General features: G+C 70.5%; 28 protein-coding genes and 3 pseudogenes. 13 read left to right on the top strand and 18 right to left on the bottom strand.

Features of this window, described 5'->3' with window-relative positions:
* The first annotated feature begins 108 nt into the window (after positions 1 to 108).
* The 3 genes from AB5J87_RS37390 (at position 109) to AB5J87_RS37400 (ending at position 3,149) form a co-directional block, all read left to right on the top strand.
* Positions 109 to 1,461 (top strand): tetratricopeptide repeat protein, encoded by a 1,353-nt coding sequence (locus tag AB5J87_RS37390; RefSeq protein WP_369383215.1) that lies wholly within the window; start codon positions 109 to 111, stop codon positions 1,459 to 1,461.
* 417 nt (positions 1,462 to 1,878) lie between these two features.
* Complete coding sequence (locus AB5J87_RS37395) at positions 1,879 to 2,022, top strand: hypothetical protein (RefSeq protein ID WP_369383216.1); 144 nt, start codon at positions 1,879 to 1,881, stop codon at positions 2,020 to 2,022.
* A gap of 47 nt (positions 2,023 to 2,069) precedes the next feature.
* A complete protein-coding gene (locus AB5J87_RS37400; protein ID WP_369383217.1) occupies positions 2,070 to 3,149 on the top strand; it encodes a methyltransferase domain-containing protein in 1,080 nt (359 codons plus the stop codon).
* 122 nt (positions 3,150 to 3,271) lie between these two features.
* On the opposite strand, the gene AB5J87_RS37405 is transcribed toward AB5J87_RS37400, so the two are convergent.
* The 3 genes from AB5J87_RS37405 to AB5J87_RS37415 form a co-directional block, all read right to left on the bottom strand.
* Positions 3,272 to 3,850, bottom strand: coding sequence for a hypothetical protein (locus tag AB5J87_RS37405; protein WP_369383218.1), 579 nt, complete (start codon positions 3,848 to 3,850; stop codon positions 3,272 to 3,274).
* 21 nt (positions 3,851 to 3,871) lie between these two features.
* On the bottom strand, positions 3,872 to 4,084 hold the full coding sequence (locus tag AB5J87_RS37410) for a hypothetical protein (protein ID WP_369383219.1): 213 nt from the start codon (positions 4,082 to 4,084) through the stop codon (positions 3,872 to 3,874).
* A 965-nt stretch (positions 4,085 to 5,049) separates the two neighbouring features.
* Entirely contained in the window at positions 5,050 to 5,445 is a 396-nt protein-coding gene (locus AB5J87_RS37415) for a hypothetical protein (RefSeq protein WP_369383220.1), read from the bottom strand.
* Positions 5,446 to 6,397: 952 nt separating this feature from the next.
* Between AB5J87_RS37415 and AB5J87_RS37420 the strand changes: the two genes are divergently transcribed.
* Positions 6,398 to 6,883, top strand: coding sequence for a hypothetical protein (locus AB5J87_RS37420; RefSeq protein ID WP_369383221.1), 486 nt, complete (start codon positions 6,398 to 6,400; stop codon positions 6,881 to 6,883).
* A 373-nt stretch (positions 6,884 to 7,256) separates the two neighbouring features.
* On the opposite strand, the gene AB5J87_RS37425 is transcribed toward AB5J87_RS37420, so the two are convergent.
* The 5 genes from AB5J87_RS37425 to AB5J87_RS37445 form a co-directional block, all read right to left on the bottom strand.
* Entirely contained in the window at positions 7,257 to 7,757 is a 501-nt protein-coding gene (locus AB5J87_RS37425) for a hypothetical protein (RefSeq protein ID WP_369383222.1), read from the bottom strand.
* Between the two features lie 478 nt (positions 7,758 to 8,235).
* Positions 8,236 to 8,484, bottom strand: a complete 249-nt coding sequence (locus AB5J87_RS37430; RefSeq protein WP_369383223.1) for a hypothetical protein — start codon at positions 8,482 to 8,484, stop codon at positions 8,236 to 8,238.
* Positions 8,485 to 8,548: 64 nt separating this feature from the next.
* Complete coding sequence (locus AB5J87_RS37435; protein ID WP_369383224.1) at positions 8,549 to 9,358, bottom strand: leucine-rich repeat domain-containing protein; 810 nt, start codon at positions 9,356 to 9,358, stop codon at positions 8,549 to 8,551.
* Positions 9,359 to 9,515: 157 nt separating this feature from the next.
* A complete protein-coding gene (locus tag AB5J87_RS37440; RefSeq protein ID WP_369383225.1) occupies positions 9,516 to 10,307 on the bottom strand; it encodes a DUF6461 domain-containing protein in 792 nt (263 codons plus the stop codon).
* 109 nt (positions 10,308 to 10,416) lie between these two features.
* Positions 10,417 to 10,878: a hypothetical protein gene (locus tag AB5J87_RS37445; RefSeq protein WP_369383226.1), complete on the bottom strand. Its 462-nt coding sequence runs from the start codon at positions 10,876 to 10,878 to the stop codon at positions 10,417 to 10,419.
* Between the two features lie 322 nt (positions 10,879 to 11,200).
* On the opposite strand from AB5J87_RS37445, the gene AB5J87_RS37450 reads away from it, so the two are divergent.
* On the top strand, positions 11,201 to 12,358 hold the full coding sequence (locus tag AB5J87_RS37450; protein ID WP_369383227.1) for a hypothetical protein: 1,158 nt from the start codon (positions 11,201 to 11,203) through the stop codon (positions 12,356 to 12,358).
* Positions 12,359 to 12,495: 137 nt separating this feature from the next.
* Here the strand turns inward: AB5J87_RS37450 and AB5J87_RS37455 are convergent, their stop codons facing one another.
* The gene (locus AB5J87_RS37455) at positions 12,496 to 13,128 is read right to left on the bottom strand and encodes a hypothetical protein (protein WP_369383228.1); all 633 of its coding nucleotides are present in this window, start codon (positions 13,126 to 13,128) and stop codon (positions 12,496 to 12,498) included.
* A gap of 538 nt (positions 13,129 to 13,666) precedes the next feature.
* Between AB5J87_RS37455 and AB5J87_RS37460 the strand changes: the two genes are divergently transcribed.
* Positions 13,667 to 14,119, top strand: a complete 453-nt coding sequence (locus tag AB5J87_RS37460; RefSeq protein ID WP_369383229.1) for a DUF5959 family protein — start codon at positions 13,667 to 13,669, stop codon at positions 14,117 to 14,119.
* Here AB5J87_RS37460 and AB5J87_RS37465 read toward each other — a convergent pair.
* Together AB5J87_RS37465 and AB5J87_RS37470 are read right to left on the bottom strand one after the other, a co-directional pair.
* Positions 14,101 to 14,927 (bottom strand): IS5 family transposase gene (locus AB5J87_RS37465; RefSeq protein ID WP_369383230.1). Its coding sequence is split into 2 segments (ribosomal slippage): positions 14,101 to 14,598 and positions 14,601 to 14,927, totalling 825 coding nucleotides; the frame shifts between segments, so codons are not numbered across the junction. The two genes, AB5J87_RS37460 and AB5J87_RS37465, sit on opposite strands and share 19 nt — an antisense overlap.
* Positions 14,928 to 15,059: 132 nt before the next feature.
* Positions 15,060 to 15,653 carry a hypothetical protein gene (locus AB5J87_RS37470; RefSeq protein ID WP_369383231.1) on the bottom strand — a complete coding sequence of 198 codons (594 nt, stop codon included), beginning with the start codon at positions 15,651 to 15,653 and terminating at the stop codon, positions 15,060 to 15,062.
* A gap of 313 nt (positions 15,654 to 15,966) precedes the next feature.
* On the opposite strand from AB5J87_RS37470, the gene AB5J87_RS37475 reads away from it, so the two are divergent.
* Positions 15,967 to 16,380 (top strand): hypothetical protein, encoded by a 414-nt coding sequence (locus AB5J87_RS37475; RefSeq protein WP_369383232.1) that lies wholly within the window; start codon positions 15,967 to 15,969, stop codon positions 16,378 to 16,380.
* 37 nt (positions 16,381 to 16,417) lie between these two features.
* Here the strand turns inward: AB5J87_RS37475 and AB5J87_RS37480 are convergent.
* Positions 16,418 to 16,526: pseudogene (locus AB5J87_RS37480) on the bottom strand (AAA family ATPase); the annotation flags it as partial.
* A gap of 455 nt (positions 16,527 to 16,981) precedes the next feature.
* Positions 16,982 to 17,185, bottom strand: a complete 204-nt coding sequence (locus AB5J87_RS37485; protein WP_369383233.1) for a hypothetical protein — start codon at positions 17,183 to 17,185, stop codon at positions 16,982 to 16,984.
* Between the two features lie 334 nt (positions 17,186 to 17,519).
* On the opposite strand from AB5J87_RS37485, the gene AB5J87_RS37490 reads away from it, so the two are divergent.
* From AB5J87_RS37490 to AB5J87_RS37505, 4 genes are all read left to right on the top strand, one after another.
* Positions 17,520 to 18,083 carry a hypothetical protein gene (locus AB5J87_RS37490; protein WP_369383234.1) on the top strand — a complete coding sequence of 188 codons (564 nt, stop codon included), beginning with the start codon at positions 17,520 to 17,522 and terminating at the stop codon, positions 18,081 to 18,083.
* Between the two features lie 106 nt (positions 18,084 to 18,189).
* Positions 18,190 to 19,290 carry a hypothetical protein gene (locus AB5J87_RS37495; protein ID WP_369383235.1) on the top strand — a complete coding sequence of 367 codons (1,101 nt, stop codon included), beginning with the start codon at positions 18,190 to 18,192 and terminating at the stop codon, positions 19,288 to 19,290.
* Between the two features lie 60 nt (positions 19,291 to 19,350).
* Positions 19,351 to 19,527, top strand: a complete 177-nt coding sequence (locus tag AB5J87_RS37500; RefSeq protein ID WP_369383236.1) for a hypothetical protein — start codon at positions 19,351 to 19,353, stop codon at positions 19,525 to 19,527.
* Between the two features lie 42 nt (positions 19,528 to 19,569).
* Positions 19,570 to 19,791: a hypothetical protein gene (locus AB5J87_RS37505; RefSeq protein WP_369383237.1), complete on the top strand. Its 222-nt coding sequence runs from the start codon at positions 19,570 to 19,572 to the stop codon at positions 19,789 to 19,791.
* 221 nt (positions 19,792 to 20,012) lie between these two features.
* Here the strand turns inward: AB5J87_RS37505 and AB5J87_RS37510 are convergent, their stop codons facing one another.
* The 4 genes and pseudogenes from AB5J87_RS37510 to AB5J87_RS37525 all read right to left on the bottom strand — a co-directional run bounded on the left by AB5J87_RS37510 (position 20,013) and on the right by AB5J87_RS37525 (position 22,831).
* Complete coding sequence (locus AB5J87_RS37510; RefSeq protein WP_369383767.1) at positions 20,013 to 21,002, bottom strand: helicase associated domain-containing protein; 990 nt, start codon at positions 21,000 to 21,002, stop codon at positions 20,013 to 20,015.
* A 21-nt stretch (positions 21,003 to 21,023) separates the two neighbouring features.
* Positions 21,024 to 21,216: pseudogene (locus tag AB5J87_RS37515) on the bottom strand (ATP-binding protein); the annotation flags it as partial.
* Positions 21,217 to 21,318: 102 nt separating this feature from the next.
* Positions 21,319 to 21,570, bottom strand: coding sequence for a hypothetical protein (locus AB5J87_RS37520; RefSeq protein ID WP_369383238.1), 252 nt, complete (start codon positions 21,568 to 21,570; stop codon positions 21,319 to 21,321).
* A 298-nt stretch (positions 21,571 to 21,868) separates the two neighbouring features.
* Positions 21,869 to 22,831 (bottom strand): hypothetical protein, encoded by a 963-nt coding sequence (locus tag AB5J87_RS37525; protein WP_369383239.1) that lies wholly within the window; start codon positions 22,829 to 22,831, stop codon positions 21,869 to 21,871.
* A 298-nt stretch (positions 22,832 to 23,129) separates the two neighbouring features.
* On the opposite strand from AB5J87_RS37525, the gene AB5J87_RS37530 reads away from it, so the two are divergent.
* Both AB5J87_RS37530 and AB5J87_RS37535 read left to right on the top strand, forming a co-directional pair.
* Positions 23,130 to 23,528, top strand: a complete 399-nt coding sequence (locus AB5J87_RS37530; RefSeq protein ID WP_369383240.1) for a hypothetical protein — start codon at positions 23,130 to 23,132, stop codon at positions 23,526 to 23,528.
* An 897-nt stretch (positions 23,529 to 24,425) separates the two neighbouring features.
* Positions 24,426 to 24,540, top strand: a pseudogene (locus AB5J87_RS37535) (ATP-binding protein); the annotation flags it as partial.
* A 126-nt stretch (positions 24,541 to 24,666) separates the two neighbouring features.
* Here the strand turns inward: AB5J87_RS37535 and AB5J87_RS37540 are convergent.
* Positions 24,667 to 24,810, bottom strand: coding sequence for a hypothetical protein (locus AB5J87_RS37540; RefSeq protein WP_369383241.1), 144 nt, complete (start codon positions 24,808 to 24,810; stop codon positions 24,667 to 24,669).
* Positions 24,811 to 24,871: the final 61 nt, after the last annotated feature.

Below are 24,871 nucleotides of genomic sequence, written 5' to 3' on the forward strand. Positions count from 1 at the left end.
AGAGGCTCGGCGGCGTTGCGTATGAGTGAACCGATGCGACACCCGGCCCGGAACTTCCGTGCCATGGTGGGGAGTTGAAATCCTTGAATTTCACGGAAGGCCCTCGCCATGATCGCCAACCGCATCCCGAACACCGGCCTCCAGTCGCTGATCGGACAGGCGCGCTGGACCAACGGCGAATTCGCCCGGGCGGTCAACCGGGCAGGAGCCGAGAGCGGGCTCCAGCTGCGCTATGACGACTCGTCCGTGTGTCACTGGCTCTCGGGCACGATGCCCCGGGCCCGGGTCCGCCCCGCCGTCCTCGAAGCGCTGTCACGCCGCCTGCACCGGCCCGTCACCTCAACGGAGGCCGGATTCGGCCCACCACCGGACACCGCCGGCGGTCCCATGGATACCGTGGCAGGACTGATCGAATTGGGGAGCGCGGACATGGACCCATCCCGCCGGGCGGTACTGGGAGCTGCCGGACTGTTCACGGCAGCCCTGGCCATCCCGCAGTACGCGGAGGCCGCCGACCGCTTCCAAGCTCTCCAGCGCGACCCGCACCTTCGGATCGGTTACGGCGAGGTCGACACCGTGGTGGCGATGACGGAGAAGATCTCCGAGATCGACGACATGTTCGGCGGCCGCACTGCCCGGCCACTGGCCGCCGCGTTCCTCGTCAACACCCTCCTGCCCTACCTCAAGGCACAAGCACCCCAGGACGTGAGGGAGGCGATGCTGTCGGCCACCGCCGACCACCTCTACCTGACCGGGTACATGGCCATGGACGAGCGCCACGATGGCCTTGCCCAGCGCTACTACGTCAAGGCCCTCGAAGTGGCCGGGGCCGCCAAGGACCACCTGACCTACTGCACCACCCTGCGCGGCATGAGCGTCCAGGCCGTGGACCTCGGCCACAGCCGCCTCTCCCTCCGCCTGGCCGACTCCGCCTCGGCCGCCTCCCCCCAGGCCGGTCCGCGCATGCTGGCCTTCCTCGCCGGGCAACAGGCCCACGCCGCCGCCCAGTCCGGCGACCGCACCACCGCCCTGGCCAAGATCCAGCAGGCCGAGACGGCCATGGAGAAAGCCGAGTCGAAGGCCCGGGCGTTCGGCTCCTACGACCCCTCCTCCCTCGCCTACCACGTCGCCCAAGTGCGCTATGAACTCGGCGACAAGGAAGCCTCGATCGCCTCCCTGGAGGACTCCGACCGCCTGCGCCACTCGGTGTACCGGCGTGGCCGGGTCCGTCACCTGGGGCTGCTCGCGGAACGCAAGGCCGAAGTCGGACGCCTGGAAGAGGCATGCGGCCACTGGAACCAGATGCTCGACGAGTACCCCCACGTGCAGTCCGGCCGGTGCGACGACCGCTTCCACGCGATGCGCGCGGCCCTTCGCCCGTACGGAAAGAATGCGCACGCCCGTGACGTCATGGACCGGGCCAGGGCGATAGCGGAATCCCGCCACCCCACCTCCGCCTGACCAGGAGACAGTCGGCACACATTCAGTCGCCCAACAGCGTAGGGATTTGCGCGCGCCTCTCCCGCGGGTAGCTGGAGAAGGCCACAGGCCGGGTCCTCCAGACCTCGCACAGATCCCTCCCGTGCCCGGCGGCAGGCAGATCGTGAGGCCGCTCATGCCCCCTGACAGATCGGACGCCGAGGGCCGCGACGTCGGACTCACCGGCCCCTTCTGCGACGTTGAGTGCTTCGAGGAAAGCCTGACGGCGTACTTCTCCCGTCCCGGCTGGACCGCCGCCCGCGGCTTCGAGGACGGCGAACCGGCCGGACGTCACGCCGGGCGGACACGGACTGGGGCGGCCGGATCGTGCTCTGGCCCCGGTCCGCCGGTTCCCGCTACGGTCCTGCGTACCGGCAGATGGCGGAAAAGGGGCAGGAGATGGCGGGCGGAGACGGCAAGGACGGCGGCTCGGGGCAGCACCGCAAGGACGACCCGCCGCTGTCGGGCGGGAATCCGCCCCCCGACAATTCCGACGGCCGGGTGGAGAACCCGGGAAGCGGATCGGGTAAGCGCCGCAAGTGATGACGGACCATCGCCTGCGGTCCGCAGCGGACCGGATGGATACCGCCATGCGGGAGCGGGGCCTGTGGCCGGACGCGGACAGCCCGTGGGTCCGCGACGCGATGACGGCGCTTGCACGGCACGCGTTCACGCCGGACACCGTCTGGTCCTGGAACGGTTATGTATGGGTGCCGGCCGACCGTAGTGCCGACCCCGAGCGCTGGGCTGATCTTGTCTACCCGGGGCCCGACGACTCCACCGTCATCCAGGTCACCGACGGCTTGCCCACCTCCAGCCTGTCCTGCGTGGCGGTGGTCGCCGACATGCTGGACTCCCTGGTGCCCCAGCCCGGGCACCGGGTCCTGGAACTGGGCACCGGCGCGGGCTGGAACGCGGCCCTGCTCGCCCACCGCACCGGACCCACCGGCCAGGTCGTCTCCGTGGAGGCCGACCCCGTACTGGCCGAGGCCGCCGCGCAACGCCTGAAGGCGAACGGCTGCGACGTGGAGGTCCGCTGCGGCGACGGCCGCCTCGGCGCACCCGATCGCGGCCCGTACGACCGGGTGATCGCCACCTACGCCGTCGACACCGTTCCCTGGGCCTGGATCCAGACGACGCGAGGAGGCGGACGCGTCGTCTACCCCTGGGGCCGCATGGGGCACTTCGCGCTCACCGTCGCCGACGACGGCCAGTCCGCCACCGGCTGGCTCCAGGGCCTGGCCCTGTTCATGCCCGACCGCCACACCACCCCGACCACCCCGCAACCGCCCCCACCCCGGCTAGGCGATCAGGCCCAGTTCACGGACACCGAGCTCCTCACCGACCTCGCCGCAGGGCACCTTCTGTTCGCGCTGCGCGTCTCCCACCCCCACATCCTCATCACCGTCGACCAGCAGGACGGCCGCCCTCGCGTGGACCTGCGTGACGGCACCGGGCGCACGGGGCACGCCGAAGCGACCACCGCCACCGATGTGCGGTTCGCGGGCAACGCGGCGGACCTGTGGCCCGACCTGCGCGCCGGCTATCAGCTCTGGCGCGAGCACGGGCGTCCCGAACAGTGGGACTTCGGCATGACCGTCACCCCCCTCACCCAAACAGTCTGGGTGCACAGCCCAAAGACGGGCTCCTACACGCAAGGACCCCACTGACCGCACTGGATGCCGCTCGGGTTCGATGCCCTCTTCCGGTCCCGCGCCCCTCCTTGTCCGGGGACCGCGCAGATGACGGCCGGTCCGTGGTGGTCGGGGACCACGGAGCTCCTCGGCCCGTGCTACTGGGGCCCGCGGGCCTTCGGCTTGTCCGGGGCAGCTGCTGCGCTCCGTGCCTCGTCCATCGCTGCGGCGAAGCCGGGATCCCGGCGCCGTTTCTGGTAGACCGCCGCGTTGGTCACCCCGGCCGCAGCGGATGCCGGACCGACCTTGCCCTGCCGGCGCAGGGTGTCGAGGAACACCTTCACCCGCTCGGGCGTGAACTTGGAGTACCGCTTCACCGTCTGCCGCACGCCCACCGACGCCGTCACCGCGTCGCACGCCGCCGCGAAAGACGCGTCCTGCGCACGGCACCCCCCGACCCGGGCGGTGCCGTCGAAGAGGACGTTCTCCGCGACCGTCGGGGTCAGCCCCAGCGCGAGGAGGCGCAGGTACTCGGCGCGCGCGGCCATGCCTGCCGCGCCCATCGCGTAGGGGTCGTTCCCGCCGAGCGCGAGCAGCAGGGAGGTGTCGGTACGGGCTGCCGCGTACACCGCCCGCGGACCGAGCCCGAGGGCATCGGCGGCATCCGCCTGGTCCTCGCCGCTGCGCAGCCGCTCGATAAAGCGGTGGATGTCGTTCGGGGTGAGCGGTTCGGGCATGGCCATCAGGCTAAGGGCCTGTCAGCGAAGCCGCAGCACCTCGACCTGCTGCTCCAGCGACAGGCCGTCGACGAAGCGGGCCTCTCCGAAGCGATGCCGCTTGTCCTGCAGCGCTTCATCCCGAGTGGAGCCGGACAGAGTGACCCAGGCCGCCGTGCACCAGGGCTCTCCGCGGAATACATGCAGATCGCCGTGGGAGAAGCAGAAAGCGTAGGTGTCCGGTGCGTCAGTCATCATCGCTTCCTTCGGTAGCAACCTTCAGCGACAGCTCAACACCTCGTGAGAACACCACCAGTATCCACGGGGGAACCCGCTCATCACGGGCACCCCCGGAACGCATTCCGCACCGGCCCTGATCAGCCCGCAGCCGGTGCGCAACACCACCGTCCCCGCCCAATGGAGCGGCTGACTGCCGTGGCAGAACCTCCCGGGCCGTGGCTCGTTGGAGGGAATGTCCCTGCGTTCCCGGGACACACTCAGAGCCTCCGGCACCACCACCCCGCTGCGAGGCTCTGAGTCATGACCGGCGCCCACCGCCGCGACAGGCTGGCAGGCGGTGCGTGCTGCGTGAGTGCCGGTCCGAGGTGGCGTCCGCCCGGGTGGTTGAAGCGTACGGAGGCGGGCGTGTCGCTGTACGGCGGGCAGCGGTGTCCGCCACCGTGGACTGCGCCGGGCCACCCCTTTTCCCGCACGGCTTTTGGGAGCCCGGGGGAGGGGCTGGTTCCGGCTTCTGGCCTCGGTCCTTCCGCTCGCTCACGCCAGGGACATCGGCCACGGTGCGCGCTCGCTCGGGACGCGCACCGTGGCACCCACCCATCAGCGACGCCCCCGCCACCCGGAACCCGTGAGGCCCTGTAGGCAGGACCCGTTCCTCCAGGCCGACGTGCTGGGTCTGAACCGGGTGGCCGACGCGGGCCGCAACGCCGGCGAGCGGCTGGCCGCGGACACCCCGGGGTGCAGCCCGCAGTGGCTTCCTCCCCTTCGGAGTCAGCCCGTCGTTGACGGCGAGAGGCACCGCCGTGGGTCTTGTCCCGCAACGATCGGATAGCCGAGTCCGGCAGCACTGTGGCCGGGCCTCCTCGATCTGTCCGACAAAGGCGATGTTGTGGAGGCGGACGATGCCGAGCCTGGCGTGAGGGTCCCCGTTGCCCTCGGCCACACCGTGATCCTTCCACCGGGTTGGCCCGTCCGGGACAGCGTCAGGGCTGCGGGATGAAGGCGGGGTCGATGCCCATCGCGGCAACGCCCTGGCGCACGGAGCGGTCGAACTGCTTGAGCTCTGCCACGAGCACGTCCCACGCGACAGGTGCGGTCCAGAAGTCCGGTGTGAAGAGGGAACCCACCCGCCAGCCCTCGTCGGAGCTCACAATACGGATCAGCCCCGGGTCCGCCTGCATCGAGTCGAGCTCGAAGCCCTCATGGCCGGCAGCCGGGCCCTGGAGCCAGAGCGCCAGGTGGTACGCCAGCTCGGCGACGGGGAACGCCTCCTCGGACCACACCTTGCGCCCCTGCTCCCAGATGGACAGCTCTGCGTCGATATCGAGGAGCAGCACCTCCAGGGGCGCCTCCTGCGGGGTGAGACCGCGCCGCGGCATGTCGGAGAGCCCAAAGTTCCGGCAGACGAACCGCACCGCCCGGCCTCCAAGTGATCCGAGGCCCTCTGACGATTCAGGCCACCTAAATGCCGACAATCCTACCGATCGATGTCGGGAGCCCCGCTGAGCCCCCTATGACTGGGACGTCCTTCAGCCGTACTCCCCGGACCGGTCCCCGCTGCGCGATATCGCCGGGCACGCCGAGCAGGGGAGAACTCACCTGCCCGGCTCACGCAGCGACACCCGGTATCGACGCGGGCCCGAGCCGCTTGCGCCTACGTCTGACGCCATGACACAGGCTGGTGCCGCACGTCCGGAGTAACCGCTCATGGGCCTGGCAGCGGCGGCGGATCGGCCCCGGTCTGTTTCACCGGGAAGGGCGATGCGATCCTGACATGGCCGGGGCCCGGCGGACATGAGCTTGCGCACCCGTGCGGGCCGTGGTCGTGACGGAACGCCGGGCCCCGGCGCACGCTGGTGGACGCACGCACTCGCGCGAAGCCGACGCCTGCTGGGGCACTGGCCGTGGGCTCCCCGACGGGCGCGTGTCTGCGGCTCTCGGGAATGAGAGAGACTGGCGTGGTCCCCGGCGGCGCCCGAGTATGCCGATGCTGCCGCCGCCGGGGACCCCCGCGCCGTCGACGAACTCCTCGCACGAGGCCGGGGCCGCTGCCCGGGGCTGACTGAGCCCGCATGCCGGCGTTCCCGGGCGCGGGACGGTACGGCACCAGCTGCGAGAAAATACGTCCGTCGCGGCTGCACGTCAGGAACGATGTCCCATGACAGGCCCGACCGGCCCGGCGGCCCGGCTCGCGGTGCGTATCGCCGCCCGGCCGCCCACCTGCCCCGGCATCGGCCTGGCGGAGGCCCGTTCCTCTCAGAGCCCATCTGTTGAACCTCAAGATCACGGAGTGTGGTGATCGGCTGGGGTTCGTCCTGCGAGGATGCGGCCATGGATGATGCAGTCCTGCTCGCAGCGCTTCTCACATCGTTGGCCGGCCAGGAGAGCGTGTACTCAAGTTGGTGCCGGAGCTCCGAAGCTGACCTTGCGAGTCATGTCCACGACCTCGCAAAGGCCGCCGAGGCCGACTGGGCCGGCGATGTGGTGAAAGGTGCCACGGGACCCACCACCGTCGAGGAGATCGAGGCGGCTCTCCGCTCAGTTCCGCAGGACACAGCGGTCGAGTTGATGGCCAACCTCTCCGCCGACAGCTTGGTATTCCCGGGGCACGCGCGTCGCGATCGCGCCCACGCGAAGAGGGCCGCGGTGAAGGCGGCATCGATTCTGGGACCGAGAGCGGAGTGGTTCTCCAACATCGACGGCTCCTGGGGGAACGGACGCTCCTGGGAGCCGGTGACCAGACACACCTTCGACGGCGTGGTCGCCGGTCGGGGCGGCGGATTCGTTGTCGCGCTCCTCCAAGTCGGTGAGGATTGAGCTGCCTACCGGCCGCTGTCCGGTCGGTGTAGGTGCGGTACGCCTTGCGCCCGGCGACAGCAGACGCTGAGCACCGGGCGCAGTGGTTCGGTCGTCAGCTCGACTACAGCATTCCCTGGGTGAACTCCAGCATGATGTACTCGGCCAGCCGCACGGCGGCGAGCCCGATCGAGGCCGCTCATTCCACCACACCATGTCAAGGCGTCCGTTTTCCTGAACCGCTGAGCACGCACACCGACACACAGGCCGTGGCGCACGAACCCTGCCCGCATCCGCACCATCGCCACGCCCCGCCCGCGTACGGAACGCCTGCGCTTTGTCCCGGCAGTGCCCCTACCGCCGCAAGCCACATCAACGCGGATGCTCTCCCGGCTCAGGGGTGGCCGGGGTGGTCCGGGTAGCCGGTGCCTTCCTGCAGTACGGCGGGATCCGTACCCAGAGCGTCGGCGACATGGCGCAGCGGCAGATTCTGGCGCAGAGCCAGAGCGAGCAGCTGGTCGATGCTCTGGTCGGCGATCTGCCGCATCCGGGCGGCTGTGCGCAGACCTTCCAGCGGGCTCATCTCGGCGAAGGGCAGGTTGTGCTGGAAGTGGAGCATCTGCTCGACCAGGTCACGGCCGATCCGCTCACTGAAGGGTTCCTGGCCCAGCGCGCACAGGGGGAGCATGTGCATGGTGCGCCACAGCTGTTCGGCCTGCTCCACGCCGTCCGGCGGAAAGTCCATAGCCGCGCGCCAGCCGCAGTTGCAGGCCGCGCGGATCGCCACGATGTCGTCAGCCCACGAGGCGTACCCGGGAACGGCCTCACCTCCGCTGGTGCAGACCGCGATCGCTCCACCGATGTGCTTGTTGATCCCGGCAGGCGCGTCCTTCACCGACCACATAACTCATACCTCGCTTGACCTCGTGTGATGCAGCCAGGATTCTAGGCAGCCATCTGAGGCGCTGCTCGCGACGTGGTTGGCTGCCCACGTTTACGGCGTAAACGGCCGCCCGCACCTCGCCCCCCTGTACGCGGGAGGCTTCACCAAGAACAGCGTGCGCGACCTGATCGGCTTCCTCGACTGCTACCTGAACGAGACCGAAGAAGCGGGCGAGCGCTCCCACACGCCCCGCTTTCCCTCCGGGCATCCGCCGATCGACCACCGGGCCGACACCTACCGCCACCGCGACGCGTTCCCCGCGCACCTCCTGTCGCCCCTCGCCACCACCGGACCGTCGCCCACCCACCCGCCCGAGGTCGTCTTCTCCTATGCCAGGCAGGGCGGCGGCGCAGGCTTCTGGGCCACCGCCCTGCCCGCCCTCACCCCCCGGCGCCCTGCCCGTCCTGCCCGGCGACCACCAGACCACGGCCTACATCCCACGCCCGCAGGCAGAGCCGCTCACCGCATTCCTCAGCCGCGCGGCCCGCACCATCACCTGGTAGCCGCCCACCACAATTTTGTGAGGCGCCGTATGCACGACCCGTTCCTCCAGACCGACTTGCTCGACCTGAACCGTGCGGCATCGGCGGACCGGGCCGAGCGCATCGGCATCGGCGGTGACGCCTGCGCTGATGGTCCAGGCGGCCCGCACCGCAGCGAGAATCTCCTCGCCGGACATCCGAAATCAGTGCCAGAACCGCGTCGTGAAGCTGCATGTCCGGGCGGGGAGTTGGGCAGGTCGGTCAGCCCCAGTCGGATGGCGGCTGATCGATGCGGCCGCCCTTGTGCGGCGTGGCGATGTAGTCCTCGGCGCCGTCGGGCAGCGCGTCCACGCATGCGGGCGAGCAGGCGTTGACCAGCAGGGGCAGCACGTCCGTGGCCACGCGGATCGAGATCCACACCTGGTGGAGTCCCCGCTGCGAGATCGGCAGGTCGCAGATGCTGCAGCTGTGCACGGCGGTGGCTCCCCGGCGCCGGGGATCGAGGTGTGCCGGATCGAGACCGGTCACGGAGTCCTGGGACGGCTGGAGCCGGGGAAAGGGCGGGCGCAGCTTGTAGTTGCCGAACAGGGCGCGCGTACTGACCGTGCTGCGGGTCAGGTTGCGGCACCGGGTGATCTCGTACGGGAACCAGTGGAGCCGGTAGGAGGTGTAGGGGGTGAACTCCTCCAGGCTGGTCATGGCTCCGATCTCGGGCGGGATCCGGACCAGGTTGCTGCCGTAGAGCACCAGGTGCCTGACCGCGCTCAGCTTGGCGATGGTCGGCGGCAGGGTGACGACCTGGCGTCGCTCTTCGGGGCTGAGCCCGGTCAGGGGGCGGAACTCCTCGCGGCCGTCCGCGGCGGCCTCCTCGACCAGCTCCAGCAGGTGCCGCCAGCCCGGAGCCGAGGTGTCCTGCTGCTCGGTGTGGAACCCGACCCGGGCCCGCGGACGCGGCTTCGACGGGGAGAAGCACGAGCACAACTCCTGGTAGGACCAGCGCCCACCCGGGTCCGGGTCCGAGGTGTCGCCCCAGCGGTTCACGTAGAGCGTCGGCTCTCCCTCGTTCGTCATGGCCCCACGATAGGGAGCACGCCCCGGGCCTGACCAGCCACTATCGGACCGGGCCGGTCACCCGACTGCCCGGGGTGGCCTGGGCCTTGGGCGCCACGCGCCGAACCGTCACAGTGCCCCCCTGAACACATCTGCGGTGGCTCAAGCGCCACCCCGGTCATCGCCCGGGTGGGGTGCGGTGCGCGCGTTTGTACGCCTCGCGGAGGTCGGCGGGAATCCTGCCTTCCCGCACGGTATAGCCCTGTGATGTGGCCCAGGCCCGTATGGCCGGGGTGTCCGGGGGCTCGTCCAGGACGCCGTCGTCCGGGGCACCCCGCACCGCGAACGCGGGCAGCAGGGCGCCGCTCTCGCACTGCTGCTCCAGGTGCTCGCGGGGCAGGGACAGGCCGAAGCGCCGCTCCACCACGCCCAGGGTGAGGCGGCAGGGCTCCTGGACCGGCTGCTCCTCGGGGCGCGCGTCAGTTTCCCCGTCCGCCAGGACACCCCCGAGAACCAGATCCGGCACCAGGAGATCCGGGAAACGCCCCTGCCGTCGGCATTCCTCTCCGATCGTGAAGGAGCACACCCTCTCGCCGTCCCTCGCCCACTGGAACACCGACGGTGAACGCTCCATCGAGGGCAGCAGGTGCACGGCCTCAACCGCTCCCCTCGACACCCTGGTGAGCTGGTCCACGGCGGTTCCGTCTCCGTACTCCAGGGCGAACGACCAGCCCGCGCACTCACCGACGCGGACCACACCGGCCGCCTCCTCGCCCGAATCTGGCGGACGTTCGGATGCCACCACCGCGCGGGCCTGACGGTCCGTCATCGGCCGCAGGGCCGAACCGGCGGCGCCGGCGGGCCGCAGCGACAGCCGCCTCGCCAGCTCCTCCGGACCGACCCCGCGGGCGAAGACCACCGGCACGTCCCAGTACGCAAGGCCGGCCAGCCATTGGATACCGTCACTCACGATGCGCAGCCCCCTCGCGGCACTCGCCCGATCCCCGTGCCCGCCACGCTAAACGACGCCACTGACAACACCCCGGCCTCCCGCCGGCGGCCCGCCACCGCTGGGGCTGTCAGTAGTGGCTGAGGATCTGCCGTACCCGATGTCCGAGCGTGTCGGCGAGGCGGGACAGTTCCTCGGCGGTCAGCCATGACCGGCCCGGATACATGACCTCGATCCGGAACCGCGCGAACCCCATGGGCCAGTCGTAGACCAGGTCGTTGAGCGACGTGTCGACGCCGCAGCAGGGGAGCGCCGCCATGAGGCGGACGAACCCCTGGTCGTAGCGCTCGGAGACCAGGTCCGTCCACCAGCCTGTCGCGCACTGCGCACCGCAGTGCGGGCAGGAGATCTTCTCCAGGTTGGAGCCGCAGAGGATCAACTCGACGCCGTCGTGCCACTGGTTGACCAGCCCGAGGCGCGCGTCGCTGTCCGGAAGCATCCCGGACAGGGCGGCCATGGCACGGTCCCCTGCTTCCTTGCCGGGCTGCCAGAGCGGATCGGTGGGAATGACCGTCAGATAGGTGTCACTCATCACCCCATCCTCTCCTGCCCGTTGACCGCCTGCCCGTTGACCGCTTGCCCGAGACCCCGGGCAGGCACCGGCATGCGAGGGGAGCGCGTGATGAGCGCCCCGTGGTCCCCGTGGTGGTGCAGGGCCCGCAGGCAGCAGACCACGGGGCAGCTCTCCCGCGATCAGCAGACCGGCTGAGGGGCGCCGGCCCGGCGTCGCAACTGGCGTCGGCAGGTGCGGTGATGAGGCTCGGGCGATCTCGTCGATGCCGTTTGCGGCCGACGGCGGGGGCGCGGTGGCCCCCGGCGCTGACGCAGGCGGGAACAACTGCGACGATGAGCTGATGGAACCGATGATCAGGCTGCTGACGCAGACGCCCTGGGCGGACCTGGAGCACGCCTACGGCCCGGCCTCGGACACCTCCTCGCATCTGCTGGCCCTGCTCAGCACCGACATCAAGGCCCGCAGCGCAGCGGTGGCCCACCTGGACAGCGCGGTCCTGCACCAAGGCAGCGTCTACTCCGCCACCGCCACCGCCCCCGCGGCCCGCGTGGTCGCGGCGATGCTCCAGGACCCGCGGATGGGAGAGGCGGTCAAGGACGTGCTGCCCTGGGACACCGCACCCCGGCTGCTGCGCCTGGAACTGGTCGACTTCCTGGCCCGTGTCGCCCAATCGTGCCTCTTCGAGCACACCGACGACGAGGTACAAACGGGCGTAACGTGGCCGGCCGCCCGCACCTGCGAATCCCTGCAGACCAAGAGCGCACGAGACCTGCTGGCCTGCCGAGCGGCCGCACCCGAACTCCTCGACGCACTCACCCCCCTCTTCGACGACCCCGACGCCCGCATTCACCTCAAGGCCCTGGAAGCAGCCGTGAGCCTGACCGGCCACCGGGACCGCGCCGCATCGCGGCCGGCGATCATCGACCGGCTCGAGACGCTCGCCGGCAACTCCAGCGCCCCCAGATCGCGGGCGGTGGCAGCGCGCCTCCTGGGCATCCTCGGAGCCCGCCCCCAAGCCCTGCTCCACGACGTACACCCGGGAGTGCGGGCCTGCGCCGCACTGGCACCAGCACTGGCCGACGAACCACACGCGACCCGAACGATCCTCGACGCACTGCTCATCGCCCATGAGGCCGACCACTGGTTCGAAGAGCACCTGCCCGGCCAGGACGGAAGGCTGCGATTCGACTTGATCGAGGCCGCAGCCGCACGCGCCGACGACTTCCTGACCCTGCTGCCCGCAGCCCTCGCCGTGCTTCCCCTCACCGGTGTCTTCACACTCGACAGGGATCTGGGACCCTTCTTCACCAAGGCGTTCGCCCGCCCCCACTCCACCGGCGCCCCGCTCTCACCCGCTCAACACACCTACCTGTCCGCCGTCCTGCAACGCCCGGAACTCTGGCCCGCCATCCGCTCCGAGCCATGGTTTTCCGGGACCGGACTGCCCCACGAACATGACGCCTGCCACGCCCTCGCCCAGGCATCCGAGCCGGCCTGACGCCCCGGTGCACGGCCGGCCGGGAGAATCCCCATCAGCGAACCGACGTTGTCGTGCCCGGCTTCCTGCACGCGGAGGCCAGATGGGTACCGCAGAGCAGGACGGGGATAGATGGCCGCCCTGTTCGGCGAGGTGGATCATCGGTGGGTGGCTTTCGCCGTCCGGCAGTCAGGGCACCGGCACCCGTAGACCCGGTACGTGTGCTCCCTGCCGTGGTGGAGGTTCGGGTCACGGCTCGCCATCAGGGCCTCATCAAGGTTTCTTCCCCACGCCGGGTGTGTCCTGGCGTAGGCCCACATCCGCGCGGGCGGGGTCTGTACCCAGGCCAGGCCCACCGGGAGCGGGTTCCCCGCCGCAAGGATCTTCAGCAGGTCGGCGCGGGCCTGGGCCGGGAACACCTGCTCCACGAACGCCTCCCGAAAGGCCCGGCGGTGCTGCGCGGTGTCCTCGTTGTGGTGGTCGATGCAGTCGCAGCCGTCGCCTTGGCGGCAGCCACTGGCCCACGTTGTCGACTTCTCCCGGTCCTGGTGGTCCTGGACGGGCCTGGGCGCGGCGACGGCGGCGAGCAGCTCCCGGCCGGTCCACACCCGGCGGCGGCCCGCGTCGTGGACACCTACACGGTCCTCGCTGCCTTCTCCGAAGTGTCCGCCCGCCGCCCATCTGCCGGCCGTTCGGTAGGCCCGGCCGGTCAGGTGCGCGATGTCCTTCACGGTGTACTGCTCGTCAGGGTCGATGTCCTCGACCACATCGAGCAGCGGATGCCGCTTCACCCCTCACCCCCAGTCGCGCCGGCTTGAGGACCTGAAGCGTGAACGCTATCGCCTTCGGCCGGACCGACGCGTGCCCTCCGTCGAGAACGCGAGCGGCGAAGCCGAGAAGCCTGCTGGTTCCCGAGTCCTGCCCGCAGTGGTGTGGAGAGCAGCCAGTTCCTGGGGCGCTCAGCGCGCACGGCGGCGCACGGGCCTTGCCGGTGAACGCGTTGATCGTCATCTCGCGCACTTCGCCCTGGTCAGGGGCGAGATTGCTGCCCGGGCTGCGGCGGCTGACGAGGTCCGCCGGGCCGCGAGGGTGTCGGCGTGCCGGGGGTGGGTGAAGTAGGCGCCGCCGGTGGGGCCGAAACGGATGGCTGGAGTCCTCGGCCGGGGGAGTCAGCCGAGGGCGGTTGCCCATGCCGTCAGCGTGGCGAAGTCATCGCCGCTAAGAACCTCTATCGGAATGAGGCCCAAGTAATGCGGTGGTGACGAAGAGGCTCGGCCTCGCACCATGGGCTGTGACAGTTGGCGGGTACGGCAGAGCAGAGGTAGTTCGGTGGATCTGATCCATCTCTCGGATGGCGACAACAGCTTCCGAGTCCGGGTGTTGGGCCGCCGGATGCCGGGGGTGCTCCCACTGCACGACCTTCTCGATGCGGAGGTGCTCATCAAGAGTGGCTTCGTGCGTGGACGACTGGCCCTCGGCCTGTTCCCCGCGGACGTGGACGGCTGGGACCACGCCCTGGACGTGCTTGCTGCGGGGCATGACGTCGTCTGGATCGACGACGACCGTAGCCCCGAGATTCGGGTCCGTGCGCTCGATGAAGAGCACGAGACCCCTGCCGTGCGGGTTGAGGATGTGACCGGATCCGGCGTGCACGTTTTCCTCCCGCTCTGCCTTGAGGAGGGATGGATCGACGAGCAGCGGAGGCTGCTCCACCAGGTACGGCAGCAGTGGCCGCGCGAGGTCCTTGAGACTTCCCCCGGCGCCTACGAGTGGCGCCGCTGAACGGCCGCGAGTCGGCGCCAGCAGATGAGCGCGCATCCCAGCGTGAGGAAGGCTTCATGGATGTCGTCGCGGACCTCCCAGCGGATCCGCAGGCGGCGGAACCAGTGCAGATGAGCAAAGGCCCTTTCTACGACCCAGCGTTGGGTGCCCAGGCCAGAGCCGTGCTCGGTGCCTCGGCGGGCGATCATCGGCTTCACTCCGAGGCCCCAGACGAGACGGCGGTACTTGTCGTGGTCGTACCCGCGATCAGCCAGGACAACATCCGGGCGGCGACGCGGCCGGCCGCGCTTGCCCCGCACGGACGGCACGGCCTGGAGCAGCGGGATGAGCTGGGTGACGTCGTTGCGGTTGCCGCCGGTCAGGGTGACCGCGAGCGGGATGCCGGTGGCGTCAGTGATCAAGCGGTGCTTGCTGCCGCTTCTGCCCCGGTCAACAGGGCTTCGTCCCGTCTTGGAGCCCCTTTTAACGCGCGGATGTGGGAGCCGTCGACCGCGGCCCTGGAGAAGTCCAGGGCGTCCACGCTGCGAAGCCTGGCGAGGAGCACCTCGTGGAGCCGGGGCCACACCCCGGCTTCGGTCCACTCGGCCAGGCGCCGCCAGCACGTCATGCCCGAGCCGAAGCCGAGTTCCTGTGGCAGGTGTTCCCACGAGATCCCGGTGTGCAGCACGAACAGGATGCCCTGGAACACCGGCCGGTCCGGATGCCGCTTGCGTCCCGGATGCCGGGCCCGACGCTCAACTTTGGGCAACAGCGGCTCAACCACCGCCCACAACTCGTCATCGACTTCCCACGGCTTCGGCCGAGCCACCCCGCACCCCCGAATCAACAGTCCCGGAGCGATCCAACCACCTCGAAGATCATTTCGTTAGGAGTTCTTAGCCATGGCCGCCACCCTACCCAGCGTCTGACCGGCCCTTTTGCCTCACGTCCCGGCGTCCGCTCAGTCCTCGATGCGGAGCTTGGGGCGGGTCCAGAGGGTGAGGTCGCTGCTGGTGGCGACTGCCAGGGTGAGACCGGACGGGGAAAAACCGGCAGCGCGCAGTTGCGAGTGTTCGGAGTGCAAGACGTGCCACCAGGTGCCTCCCGCCGGTCCTTTGTGCGCTCCGCCGTCGGCGGAGAGGATGACGCGGTCGTGGGGCCATTCGGGGCTGACGATGTCCAGCGTCCAACCGTCCGGGGTGGTGCTGTGCAGACCGCCGCCGAAGAGGCCGGCGATGCGGACCGGGGTGCCTGTGATGGGACCGAGGCCAGGGCACGCGAGGTCCGGGTGGGCGTCGGGGGTGCTGGTGGCGGGATCGGGATCCCGGTCGCGTGCGATCTTCTCGCCGCAGGCTGCATCGAAGAGGCCGTGTCCGTCGCTGGATACGACCATGACCAGGTCGTGTCCGGTGTCAGGGTGGACTGCGAAGCCGATGCCGAGCAGGCCGCCGATGGGGATCCTGTGGTCCAGCCCTGGTTGCCAGGGTGTCGGGGCTGTCATGACGGGGGCGGCCAGGTAGCGCTCCCGTAGCTGCTGCTGGTACTCCGTGATCAACCTGTCTCCTCGGTTCGGTTCGCGTCGAGGGTCCCTCGCGCAGCGTCCCAAGTCGACTGGAATTCACACGGGCTGATCTCTGCCGTGCGGTTCGCTGTTCGCCAGCCGCTCACACTGTCCTCCGCGAGCACGCCGTATTTCCGCTCGTAGGAGGCCATCGTCGCGAGATCGCCGGTCGCTGTCGAACGCCTCGAGTGGATGACAGCAGTAGTTCCGGCAGTGGCTGGTCATCAGTCGGCTCGTGGATGCTCACGAGTCAGGACGGCAGTGCCGTGCCGCTGAGGCAGAGGGACGAAGGTGCGATGATTCGTTCGTGGTGACAGATGCCGAGTGGGCCCGGATTCGCAGTGGTCTGTGCTTTGGGCAGGTCTTCGAGGGCACCGTGGTGAAGGTTCCCAGGCCCGGTGCGATCGGGATCTTCGTGGACATCGGCCTGAGTGTCGCAGGCTTCGTCGATGTTCTGCTGCTGCCGAGCGAGGGCGAAGACTGGCCGGCGCAGGGCACGGTTGCCGATTTCGAGATCTGGTGGGCGGACAGCCGCCAGCAGATCCGGCTGAAGCCGTCCGACTCCCGATATCTGCGGACCGACTTCACCGACTTCGTCGAGCGCTTCCGGCCCAGTTGGCCTGCCGACGTCGGCCAGCCCGTTCGTGACCCGGGGTCTGTCACTCCCGACGAACTGCGGGCCCTGCATCGCTCCGGGGGAGCGTCGGCCAGCTCCCTCTGAGACGGTGGAAGTGGCCGACGCTCCCCGGCGGGACCGTGCTGGCCGCGGCTTCGGCGCGGGCTCGGGTCCTGGCGAGGCGGGGAGTCGGTGCCGGTTTCGACGATGGCGCCGTTGAAGGTGAGGCGGTCGACGATGGCCGCGCAGAGGACGCTCCCAGCGCGATCAGCATGGGGGACTCGCGGTTCCGGTCGCCGATCAGGCAGAGCGGCTGGCTCTTCTCCGGCCGCCCTGTCGGCGGGGGTCATCAGCAAGGGGGAGAGGCTGAGGAGCGATCGGCGGTGTTGCTATCCTGTGGTCGGCGAGGTCAACCGCTCGGTAAAGGACGGGACTCCGGAGGTGCGGGACAAGAGTCGTCTGCCTCGCCACTTCAACGACAGGGCCTGCCCCGGTCGGGTGCGGCTCGTTCCGGGGGAGAGCGCGGCCAGGCCGTGAGGGTGCATCTGGCCTGGTCATGGGCTGAACAGCGCCGTTGGTTCTTCTGCGCCCGGGAGCATCACCGCCTCTGCCCCGGCCTGTGCCCGGCCGGATATGCCCTGGGTGACGGTCTCCTGTGACGTCAACCGCCAACCGGCGATCGTCCGCGGTCCGCCTGAACGGGAGCTCAGGAGTGGAAACCTCGGCCGTACTCGTCCCGGCTCAGGTGAAAGTCGTCCGGGCGGTCGCGCCGGAGTTCCTCATACCGCTGCGCGAAGACATCCAGTGCCTGGTGCAGCGTGCACCCCTGCGTCGCGCGGATCGTCGTGAGCGCGAAGATGATCCGTTCCTCCAGGATGTCGCGGTCCACGCCCGCGGGCAGCGGTTCCATGGGGCCGGGAGCCTACCTGCGGCGTACCACCCTCAGTGATATTCGGTCCAGGTGGCACAGCACCGACGGCACGCTCACCGAGAGAGCGCCGCACCCGTCTTGGTCATCGGCTGATCAGCCACGACGATGTGCTCGCACTGCGCCTCCCGACGTTGGCAGCGACGGCCACCAAGAAACACTGATGGTCTGGTCAGCGGCATGCCAACGCCGGGCAAGGATTACGCACGTTGCCGTCTGTTCACCCGCTGGTTCTCCTCGGTCATGCCCGCGGGGTGGTGTCATGCCTGAGATGCCCGGCATCCCCGCCCGGGCCCGACGTGACGGAGACCCCCACATGCGTGTGATCCCGCAACTCGCCCCCGCTGCGGCCGCGTTCACCCTGGCCGCCGGCGCCCTGAGCCTGACCACCGGCACGGCCCACGCCGCGACGCCGCCCACGGCCGTCACCGCTGCGGTGGCGCAGTCGTGTTCGCAGGCATACCTGCCCCTGCCCGACCCGGTCTGCCAGCCCGGCGCCGACAACCCCGACGTCACCCAGGCCACCATCAACTCCACCATCTGCGTGTCCGGCTGGACCTCCACGGTGCGCCCGCCCACCAGCTACACCAACCCCCTCAAGGTCCAGCAGATCGCCGCCTACGGCTACACCGACACCTCCACCGCCGATTACGAGGAGGATCACCTCATTCCTCTGGAGCTGGGCGGCGCCCCGCGGGATCCGCTGAACCTGTGGCCCGAGCCGCGCTACAGCGTCGGCGGCAAGAGCGCGGGGAACAAGGACACGGTCGAGAACCGCCTCAAGAGCGCCGTGTGCAGCGGGCAGGTGAGCCTGGACGCCGCCCGGCACGCGATCGCCACCAACTGGACCACCGCGCTGGCCACACTCGGCCTGAGCTAACCCGCAACGCGCCCGCCAGCCCCGGTCCCACCGTGGCTGACCAGCGGCCGGCACCAGCCGCAGTGCGAGCGACAGCGGATTGCGGGGGGAGCGCCGGGACCCATGGGTGGGGTCCGGGCGGGCCGCTGCCGTCACCGACCTGTTCACCCGCGGACCGGTCACCACCTTCCTGCAGCTGGCCCGCACCGGCGAGCTGCGCGCCCGCACGGTCGCCGACCCCGCCAGGCGCTCCGACCACTCCGAGCAGACCCGCCTGGAGGTCCTGCGGCTGCTGGTCACCGCGTGCGGCGCCGAGGACTACGCCGACCTGCCGCCCCAGATCAACCCGCAGAGCAAACCCGTCGTCGCCACACGGCCCCGCACCCTGTTCCGCTCCCAGCTCACCACGCTCGCCGACCAGGCGGGCGCTCCCCGCGGCCGGGTGCGGATGCTCGCCATGGGGGCGGTCGTGTGCGACACGGGCCTCCGGGCGGGCGAGCTGTGCGCCCGCACGGTCGAGGACCTCGCGCCGACCCTGGAGGAGCTGCGCGTGGTGCGCCGCCCCCAGGGCTGGAGCGAGTCCGAGGCATACACCGAGCTGCTGCCCCTGTCCGGCCTGTCCCGGGCCGCACTCCGACGGTGGCTGCCCGAGCGCCACGACCTGCTCACCGCGGTCGGCGGCACCGCGACCGCCCTGTGGGTCTCCCTCAAGCCCAACCACCATGGCGGCCGGGCCGTGCCCGCCGGGACGCCGCTGGAGCCCCGGGGCCTGGCTCGTGAATGGACCCGCGCCGTCGACGACACGAACGGCCAACTCGCCGGAGAGCCGTCCTGGGAGCCGCTGCCCCGGCGCATGGAGCAGCTGCGGCGCGGGGTGACGCCCAAGGGGACCGCGGCGCCGATGCAGGCCGACGCCGAGCGGGCCGCCGTGCTCCTGGACGCGGTCGCCGCCCGCGCCCGCGCCCTCGCCGCGCTGCACCGCGAGGGCGAGACGGACTCCACCGCCGGGCTGCAGGCCCGCATCGAGGTCCGCCAGGCAGTGCGCGAGGCATGGGCGGAGGGCATCGAGCACGCGGTGCAGCTGTCCGTCCTCGCCGAGGCGGGCCTGCCCGACACGGCCTCGCTCGCCGCGGCCGGATGGGAGCCGGTCCTGCTCGCCGCCATCGAGCGGGACCGCGGCTGGGGCCGCCCCTCGAAGGCAGCCACCGCCCAGGCATCCCACACGTAAGCGGGTGGATCAGGGGTGGTTGTCAGTGCCACCAGCGATCATTGCCGTATGGCGATCACGATGACGAACTATGGCCTGACCTGGACCGACCCCGATGGCGTGCCGCGGGCTGCCGCTGTCTCCTACGGGGAGAGCTCGGGCGAGGACCGGGCGAAGCAGCTGGTGGCCGCGAAGTGCAAGAACGTCGAGCTGACCGAGATCGAGGTCGGGCAGCTGCCGCGCCCGAAGGCGGTGTAGGCCCCGCTGGCCGGTGTCGGCGGGGCGGCGCACCCTGGACGTATGGACGGGGCGCCGATCGTCGTGCACCGGCCGCGAGGCAGTGGCGGGCGGCGTGTCACCGTGCGCGGCACCATCATCGGCCTCGCCTACTCCGACCGGGATCTCGTCGAGTTCCTGCGGCAGGCCGGGATAGAGGAGACGACCGCCGAGGACATGGTCGCCGCTGATTCGTCGATGATCGAATGGCGGGGCGGACGGGCCCACCACTACGAGGCTGCGTGACGGAATCCCGCTGGTACGAGACCCAGCCTCCTGGCTCGCCCGTGGCCTCTGGGGAAGGATCCACAGGGGGCACGTGCCCCGGGGCGTATACCCAGCCCTCTGTGGCGGCGTGGGAGCCCTGGTGCACCCGTCACCCGTGCGGCATTGCTGTCGGGTGCGTGCGACGGGCAGACCAAGACGGCTGTGCGCTGGGCAACGCCGAGCATCGTTGGCTGGCGCTGTCACCAGCGGAATCCCAGGGTGTCGAGCTGGGCGATCTGCTGGTCGGTGAGGCGTCCTTGGCGTCGGCGGGCGCGCTGGAGGGTGAGCCAGGCATCCAGGCGTCGCCCGTTGACGAGGGTGGGGGTGGGCGTACGGAGGTGGCCGTGGGCGGCGTGGTAGGCGCGGGCGTCGGCGAACCGTCTCTGCCAGACCTGTTCGGTCCGTACTCCGGCGACGCCGGGGCCGGGCTCCCAGTCCATGCCGAGCGCGTCCAGGGCGGCGACGCGGTCGGGGGCCAGGGTGCCGCGCCGGCGGGCGGTGCGCTGCCGCAGCAGCCACAGGCTCAGGTCGACGCCGTCGGTCCGGGTGTTGCTCGGGGGGCGCAGGTGGCCGTGTTCGCGGTGGTACCGGCGGGCGACGTCCAGGGCGTGGATCCATTGGGAGGCGTGGAGGTCCCACTCGACGCCGATGTCCTGGAGTTCCTGGATCTGTGGTGCGGTGAGCTCGCCGCGGCGGTAGGCGCGGCGCTGTTTGGACAGCCAGTCGCTGAGGATGCGGTCGGTGGGATCGGTGGAGGTGGCCGGGGGGCGCAGGTGGCCGTGGCGTTGGCGGTAGGCGCGGGCGAGGGCGGGCAGGTCGGCGGCGGGGCGCTTGCGGGCGGCGCAGAGGCGGGCGTTGAGTGCGCTGGCGTTGCAGCCCAGCGCGTGCGCGAGGGCTTTCTGCTCGACGCCCGCATCGACGAGGGCGAGCAGGGCATGGGCGGGGATGTTGCCGCGCTCGGGGGGCAGGGCACGCAGGGCGGTGATCTCCGCGTCGGTGGGCGGGCGCCTTGGAGGGGCGGCTTCCCAGACCATGCCGAGTGCGTCGAGAGCGGCGCGCCGCTCGTCGGGCACGGTGAGGCTGCGGCCGTTTTTGTCGCGTCTGCTTCCGGCGTTTAGGGCCCGGTAGCGGGCGATGAAGTCGCCGAGGTTGTAGCCCTCGGGGTCGATGTGGGTGACGGGGACCCGCAGGTCGCCGTGGCGTTCGCGGTAGCGGCGGCAGGCGGCCTCGGCGGTCTTCAGGTTGCGGACCATGTCGTCGAGGCTGGTGAAGTAGATCGAGTACCCAGCCCGGCAGGCCGCGACCGCTGATAACCGGAGGCCCCAGCAGGGCAGCGTTGGCCCTGGCCTCGACGAACGACAACGTGGCGAGGTCCTTGACCTTGCGCGGGTCGAGCTCGGGCTGGAGTCGGGTAGCCGGATCGCGTTGCCGTGATCCGGCCCCCTCAGAACCGGACGTGCGCCATTAAGCGCATCCGGCTCAAGCGAACCCCGAGGGCTTCGCAGGTCAGCAGGGTTGTGTGGCCCGTTTGCCGTCGCCCGCGTGATGCTGGCGGTGGCATTCGGAGTGCACGAGGGTCAGCGTCTTGTCGCGGCCCGCCATCAGCGCCCGGTCGAGGTCGGCCCGGAAGAGGGGGTTCGTCCGCGCGAGACCGTGGATCTGGCTGGCAGGGATCTGCAACTGGCGGGCCACGTCCTGAAACGTGTGGCTCCGGCGCAGCATGCGCAGCACGTCCGTGCGCAGCGCCAGGGGCAGCACCGCACGGCTGATGGACCGCCGGCACGCGCGGTCCCGGGTGCGGCGTCTCTTTCGGCACGGCTCGCACCGGCTCAGCGCGGTACGGGTGACGGCGGACCGCACCTGGTGGTGGCCGGCGCGGAGACACCCACATCTCCAGCACCTTCAACATGTCCACCCGCGCCGGAGACCCGCGCACCGCCGCCCACATCTTCGCCTCGGCTATCGCACGGGCCGCCGGCGCCTGACCCGGCCCCGGGCGCGACGGAGCCCGGCCGTGGCGGGCCGGGGCTCCGGGTGCTGGTCAGGCTCCCCCGGGTCAGCCGAAGAGTCTGTCCCACAGCGCTTGCACGGCCGCGGCCAGTACCCCGGCCCCGGTCACACGACGCGTGAGGCGGGACAGGGTGTCCCGGACCCGGTCGCGGTCCTGCTCTCCCTCGGGCAGCACCAGCGCGTCACTGATTTCCTGGACGTCCCGCTCGACCCAGACACGCTCCTGCTGCGGCAGTTCCCCGCCGTGCTCCCTCAGCGCCGCGAGGATCGCCGAGACGAGCCGTTGTTCCTCGGTCGCCTCGCGGCCGTCGGCCGCCCCGGTGACGGTGAGGCCGCCGTCGATGTTCACCTCGCCGCCGCCGGTCTGGATCACGCCTGCCGTGCCGGACGTGATGCTCACGGCGGGCTTGGGCCCGATTGCCTCGGTCATGGCTTGGTAATTCCCTCCGTATTCGGCGGAACAGCGTCGTCCCGACCCGGTGAGCAGCAGAATGGGCCTCAACTCGCCCCGCCAATCCACATCCATCCGCCTCACGACCAGGCCCCACCTGATGGCCGACTCTGCAGCGGTCGTGTACTCGGCTTCCGTCACCGCGACGTCCTCGACGTACCACGGGACACGGAGGGAGATGTGGGACGGGTGGAACCTTGGGAAGCGGGGCTCATCGCGCGTGACCACCTGGTAGGGCTCCTCGTTGAGGACCTGGCCCCTGTGGGTCTGGTTGAGCAGGGCGGCGAGAACGTCCCGCTCGCGCCTGGCGCGTCCTGGGCCTGCCGTGTAGAGCTCGGCTCGCCGTAGTTCGCCCCTCTCCCGGCGGGCCCGTTCCAGAGCCCGCAGCTCCTTCGCCATCGCGAGTAGCTCTGGTATGTCCTCCGGCCGCCTCTCGACAGGTCTTCCGCGCCAGTCTTCCCGCCCTTCCGGCCTGAGTGCGCCCAGCAACTCCTGCCAAGTCGGCTCCGGGCCGTCGATGTTGATGTAGCCCAAGCCTTCCTGGGCCCCCCTGTCCATGGGCCGCAGCTTAGTGCGGGCGCGGACGGCGAAGCAGGGGAGCAGTAGTCGTCGTGGCAGACCCGCAGACGCACCAGCGGCGCGCCCACGGCCTCGGGGCCAGCGAGACAGGCACGGTCGGCGACGGCGGTCGACAGCATGAGCCACTCCCGGACGATGCGGCGATGGGGCATCAACCCCGCAGCAGCGGGGACCAGAAGCGCGGGCCCGGCTGAAGGCCCCTTACCCCCGCAGACGCGGGGAGCAGCCGTACGACCCCCGAAATCAGGCTGGGAAGCCTCCCAGGGATCACCCCGGCATGCGCGGGGATGCGGCCTTCAGCGACCTGGATCCCGATCTGGTTAAGGAGGCCGAACGGCGCAGAGCCGAGCGCACGGCCCGCGAGGGCGCCGACATGTTCGCCGGGGAGCAGTACTTCCGGGCCGTACGCGAGGGCCGCTCCGTCCATGCCAGCGCGGAGCAGGACCGGGCGGCCGTGGCCGTCCTCAAGCTCGCCGAACAGCGCCGCGAACTGCAGCGCCAGATCGACGACTTGGCCGGCCAGCTGGTGGAGCAGGTCACCCAGGACACCGGTGACCTCACCGCGCTGAGCGAGGTCGCGGCCGCCGATACGGACATCCGCGCCGCACTGGAGCACCTGGCCGGCACCGAGCGGACCGCGGAGATCCTGCATGGGGAAGGGGCCCACGCATCATGACTGCCACCACCCCGCCGCATCCGGGCCCTCTCCTCCATCTCCCCCTGAGTCCGCAGGAGTTGGGCCGTATCGCGGGCCGCAGCCCGCCTGGGCCCGTCCCGGGCGTCCCGGCCAGCGGGGCCGGGACGGCTACGACAGCGCTGCCTCCTGCTCCACACCGCGCTGCACGCCCTGGTGCGCGGTCGTGGCCTGGAGGCCGGCGACGACATCGAGACCCGGACCGGCCGCCTGCTGATCGCCTACGGGCAACAGCGTGCTGCCCTGGCACGGCCGTGACCGCCTCACCGCCTACATCCGAAACCCCCCTGCTCACCGGCCACCTGGCCGCCCTCACCCTCCGCCTCACCTGCCGGGCCCACCTCGACGCCCGGGGCGACCCCCGGGGAACGGGGCACCCAATCAGGCAACCAGGTCGAGGGGTGGGTGTGGCTCGACGTGGGCGCCCCCCACGGTGAAGAGCCTCGGGTAGCTCTCCTCGCCCTGCCACGAGGTCTGCTCGGGACCTTTCCTCTGTGCCTCCAAGCGGGGCGAGTTCCTGCGCTCTTCGTGGTCCGCGCCGCGTTCCTACACCCGCTGGGCGAGTTCGGAGTCCGTGTACCTGCCGCACACCGTGAACGACACGTTCTGGCCGCTCCGCTGCCCGGGAGGGGGCACCGGCATGGCTGGGGCGACGTTCAGCGGCTCCGCCCAGGCGACGTCAACTGGCCCCGGTTCGTGGCTGATTGGTGAAGGTCAGGCGTCGTGAGCTGGCTCCGCGGGGCGACTTGAATGGGGACCTTGCCGTAGCCGGGTGCCGGTTTTCTCCTGGCGGGCTTTGGTGCGGGCGAGGCGGTAGGACTCGGTGCCGGTCTCGATGAGAGTGGCATTGAAGGTGAGTCGGTCCACGATGGCTGCGCGGCCATCCTCGACCGCCTCCTCCGCCAACTGCGGAGTGATCTCCATCAACGGCCCAAGCTACCGCCTCAAGAACCGCCTCGCCGCCATCGAACGAGAACGAGACGACGCGGCCTGAAGATTATGCAACGGGTGGGCTTTGACCTGCGGAGGCGGATGATCGGGCGCCGCTGATGCCCTCGGCGCCGATCTCCTGAGCGCTCGCGCTTCCCTACCGACCGGATGTCCAAAGGGCAGGTTCGCCTTACTTTTCCTCGTCCCTCTCCAGAGCGCTGATCGCGCGGCGGCGCCAACGTGTGATGGCCACCGCGGCAATCACCCCGCCCAGCACACTGACCAGCGGAACACCCCAGGTCGCGGCCACAAACAAGGTCCCGAGTGACTTCATGACGCCTCCTCTCAGGGCGAGACTACTCGGCAGAGCTCAACGCCAGGTCGGTGGAGCGGCT

This window comes from Streptomyces sp. cg36 (genome assembly GCF_041080675.1).
GTDB lineage: Bacteria > Actinomycetota > Actinomycetes > Streptomycetales > Streptomycetaceae > Streptomyces.

Coding starts and splice junctions, on each gene's coding strand:
- AB5J87_RS37420 (WP_369383221.1), top strand. CDS start 6,398: ATGGATGATGCAGTCCTGCTCGCAGCGCTTCTCACATCGTTGGCCGGC.
- AB5J87_RS37405 (WP_369383218.1), bottom strand. CDS start 3,850: ATGCCCGAACCGCTCACCCCGAACGACATCCACCGCTTTATCGAGCGG.
- AB5J87_RS37410 (WP_369383219.1), bottom strand. CDS start 4,084: ATGACTGACGCACCGGACACCTACGCTTTCTGCTTCTCCCACGGCGAT.
- AB5J87_RS37435 (WP_369383224.1), bottom strand. CDS start 9,358: ATGACGAACGAGGGAGAGCCGACGCTCTACGTGAACCGCTGGGGCGAC.
- AB5J87_RS37430 (WP_369383223.1), bottom strand. CDS start 8,484: ATGTCCGGCGAGGAGATTCTCGCTGCGGTGCGGGCCGCCTGGACCATC.
- AB5J87_RS37490 (WP_369383234.1), top strand. CDS start 17,520: ATGCGTGTGATCCCGCAACTCGCCCCCGCTGCGGCCGCGTTCACCCTG.
- AB5J87_RS37485 (WP_369383233.1), bottom strand. CDS start 17,185: ATGGAACCGCTGCCCGCGGGCGTGGACCGCGACATCCTGGAGGAACGG.
- AB5J87_RS37400 (WP_369383217.1), top strand. CDS start 2,070: ATGCGGGAGCGGGGCCTGTGGCCGGACGCGGACAGCCCGTGGGTCCGC.
- AB5J87_RS37530 (WP_369383240.1), top strand. CDS start 23,130: ATGCGCGGGGATGCGGCCTTCAGCGACCTGGATCCCGATCTGGTTAAG.
- AB5J87_RS37525 (WP_369383239.1), bottom strand. CDS start 22,831: ATGGACAGGGGGGCCCAGGAAGGCTTGGGCTACATCAACATCGACGGC.
- AB5J87_RS37395 (WP_369383216.1), top strand. CDS start 1,879: ATGGCGGGCGGAGACGGCAAGGACGGCGGCTCGGGGCAGCACCGCAAG.
- AB5J87_RS37500 (WP_369383236.1), top strand. CDS start 19,351: ATGACGAACTATGGCCTGACCTGGACCGACCCCGATGGCGTGCCGCGG.
- AB5J87_RS37450 (WP_369383227.1), top strand. CDS start 11,201: ATGGAACCGATGATCAGGCTGCTGACGCAGACGCCCTGGGCGGACCTG.
- AB5J87_RS37390 (WP_369383215.1), top strand. CDS start 109: ATGATCGCCAACCGCATCCCGAACACCGGCCTCCAGTCGCTGATCGGA.
- AB5J87_RS37505 (WP_369383237.1), top strand. CDS start 19,570: ATGGACGGGGCGCCGATCGTCGTGCACCGGCCGCGAGGCAGTGGCGGG.
- AB5J87_RS37540 (WP_369383241.1), bottom strand. CDS start 24,810: ATGAAGTCACTCGGGACCTTGTTTGTGGCCGCGACCTGGGGTGTTCCG.
- AB5J87_RS37415 (WP_369383220.1), bottom strand. CDS start 5,445: ATGCCGCGGCGCGGTCTCACCCCGCAGGAGGCGCCCCTGGAGGTGCTG.
- AB5J87_RS37445 (WP_369383226.1), bottom strand. CDS start 10,878: ATGAGTGACACCTATCTGACGGTCATTCCCACCGATCCGCTCTGGCAG.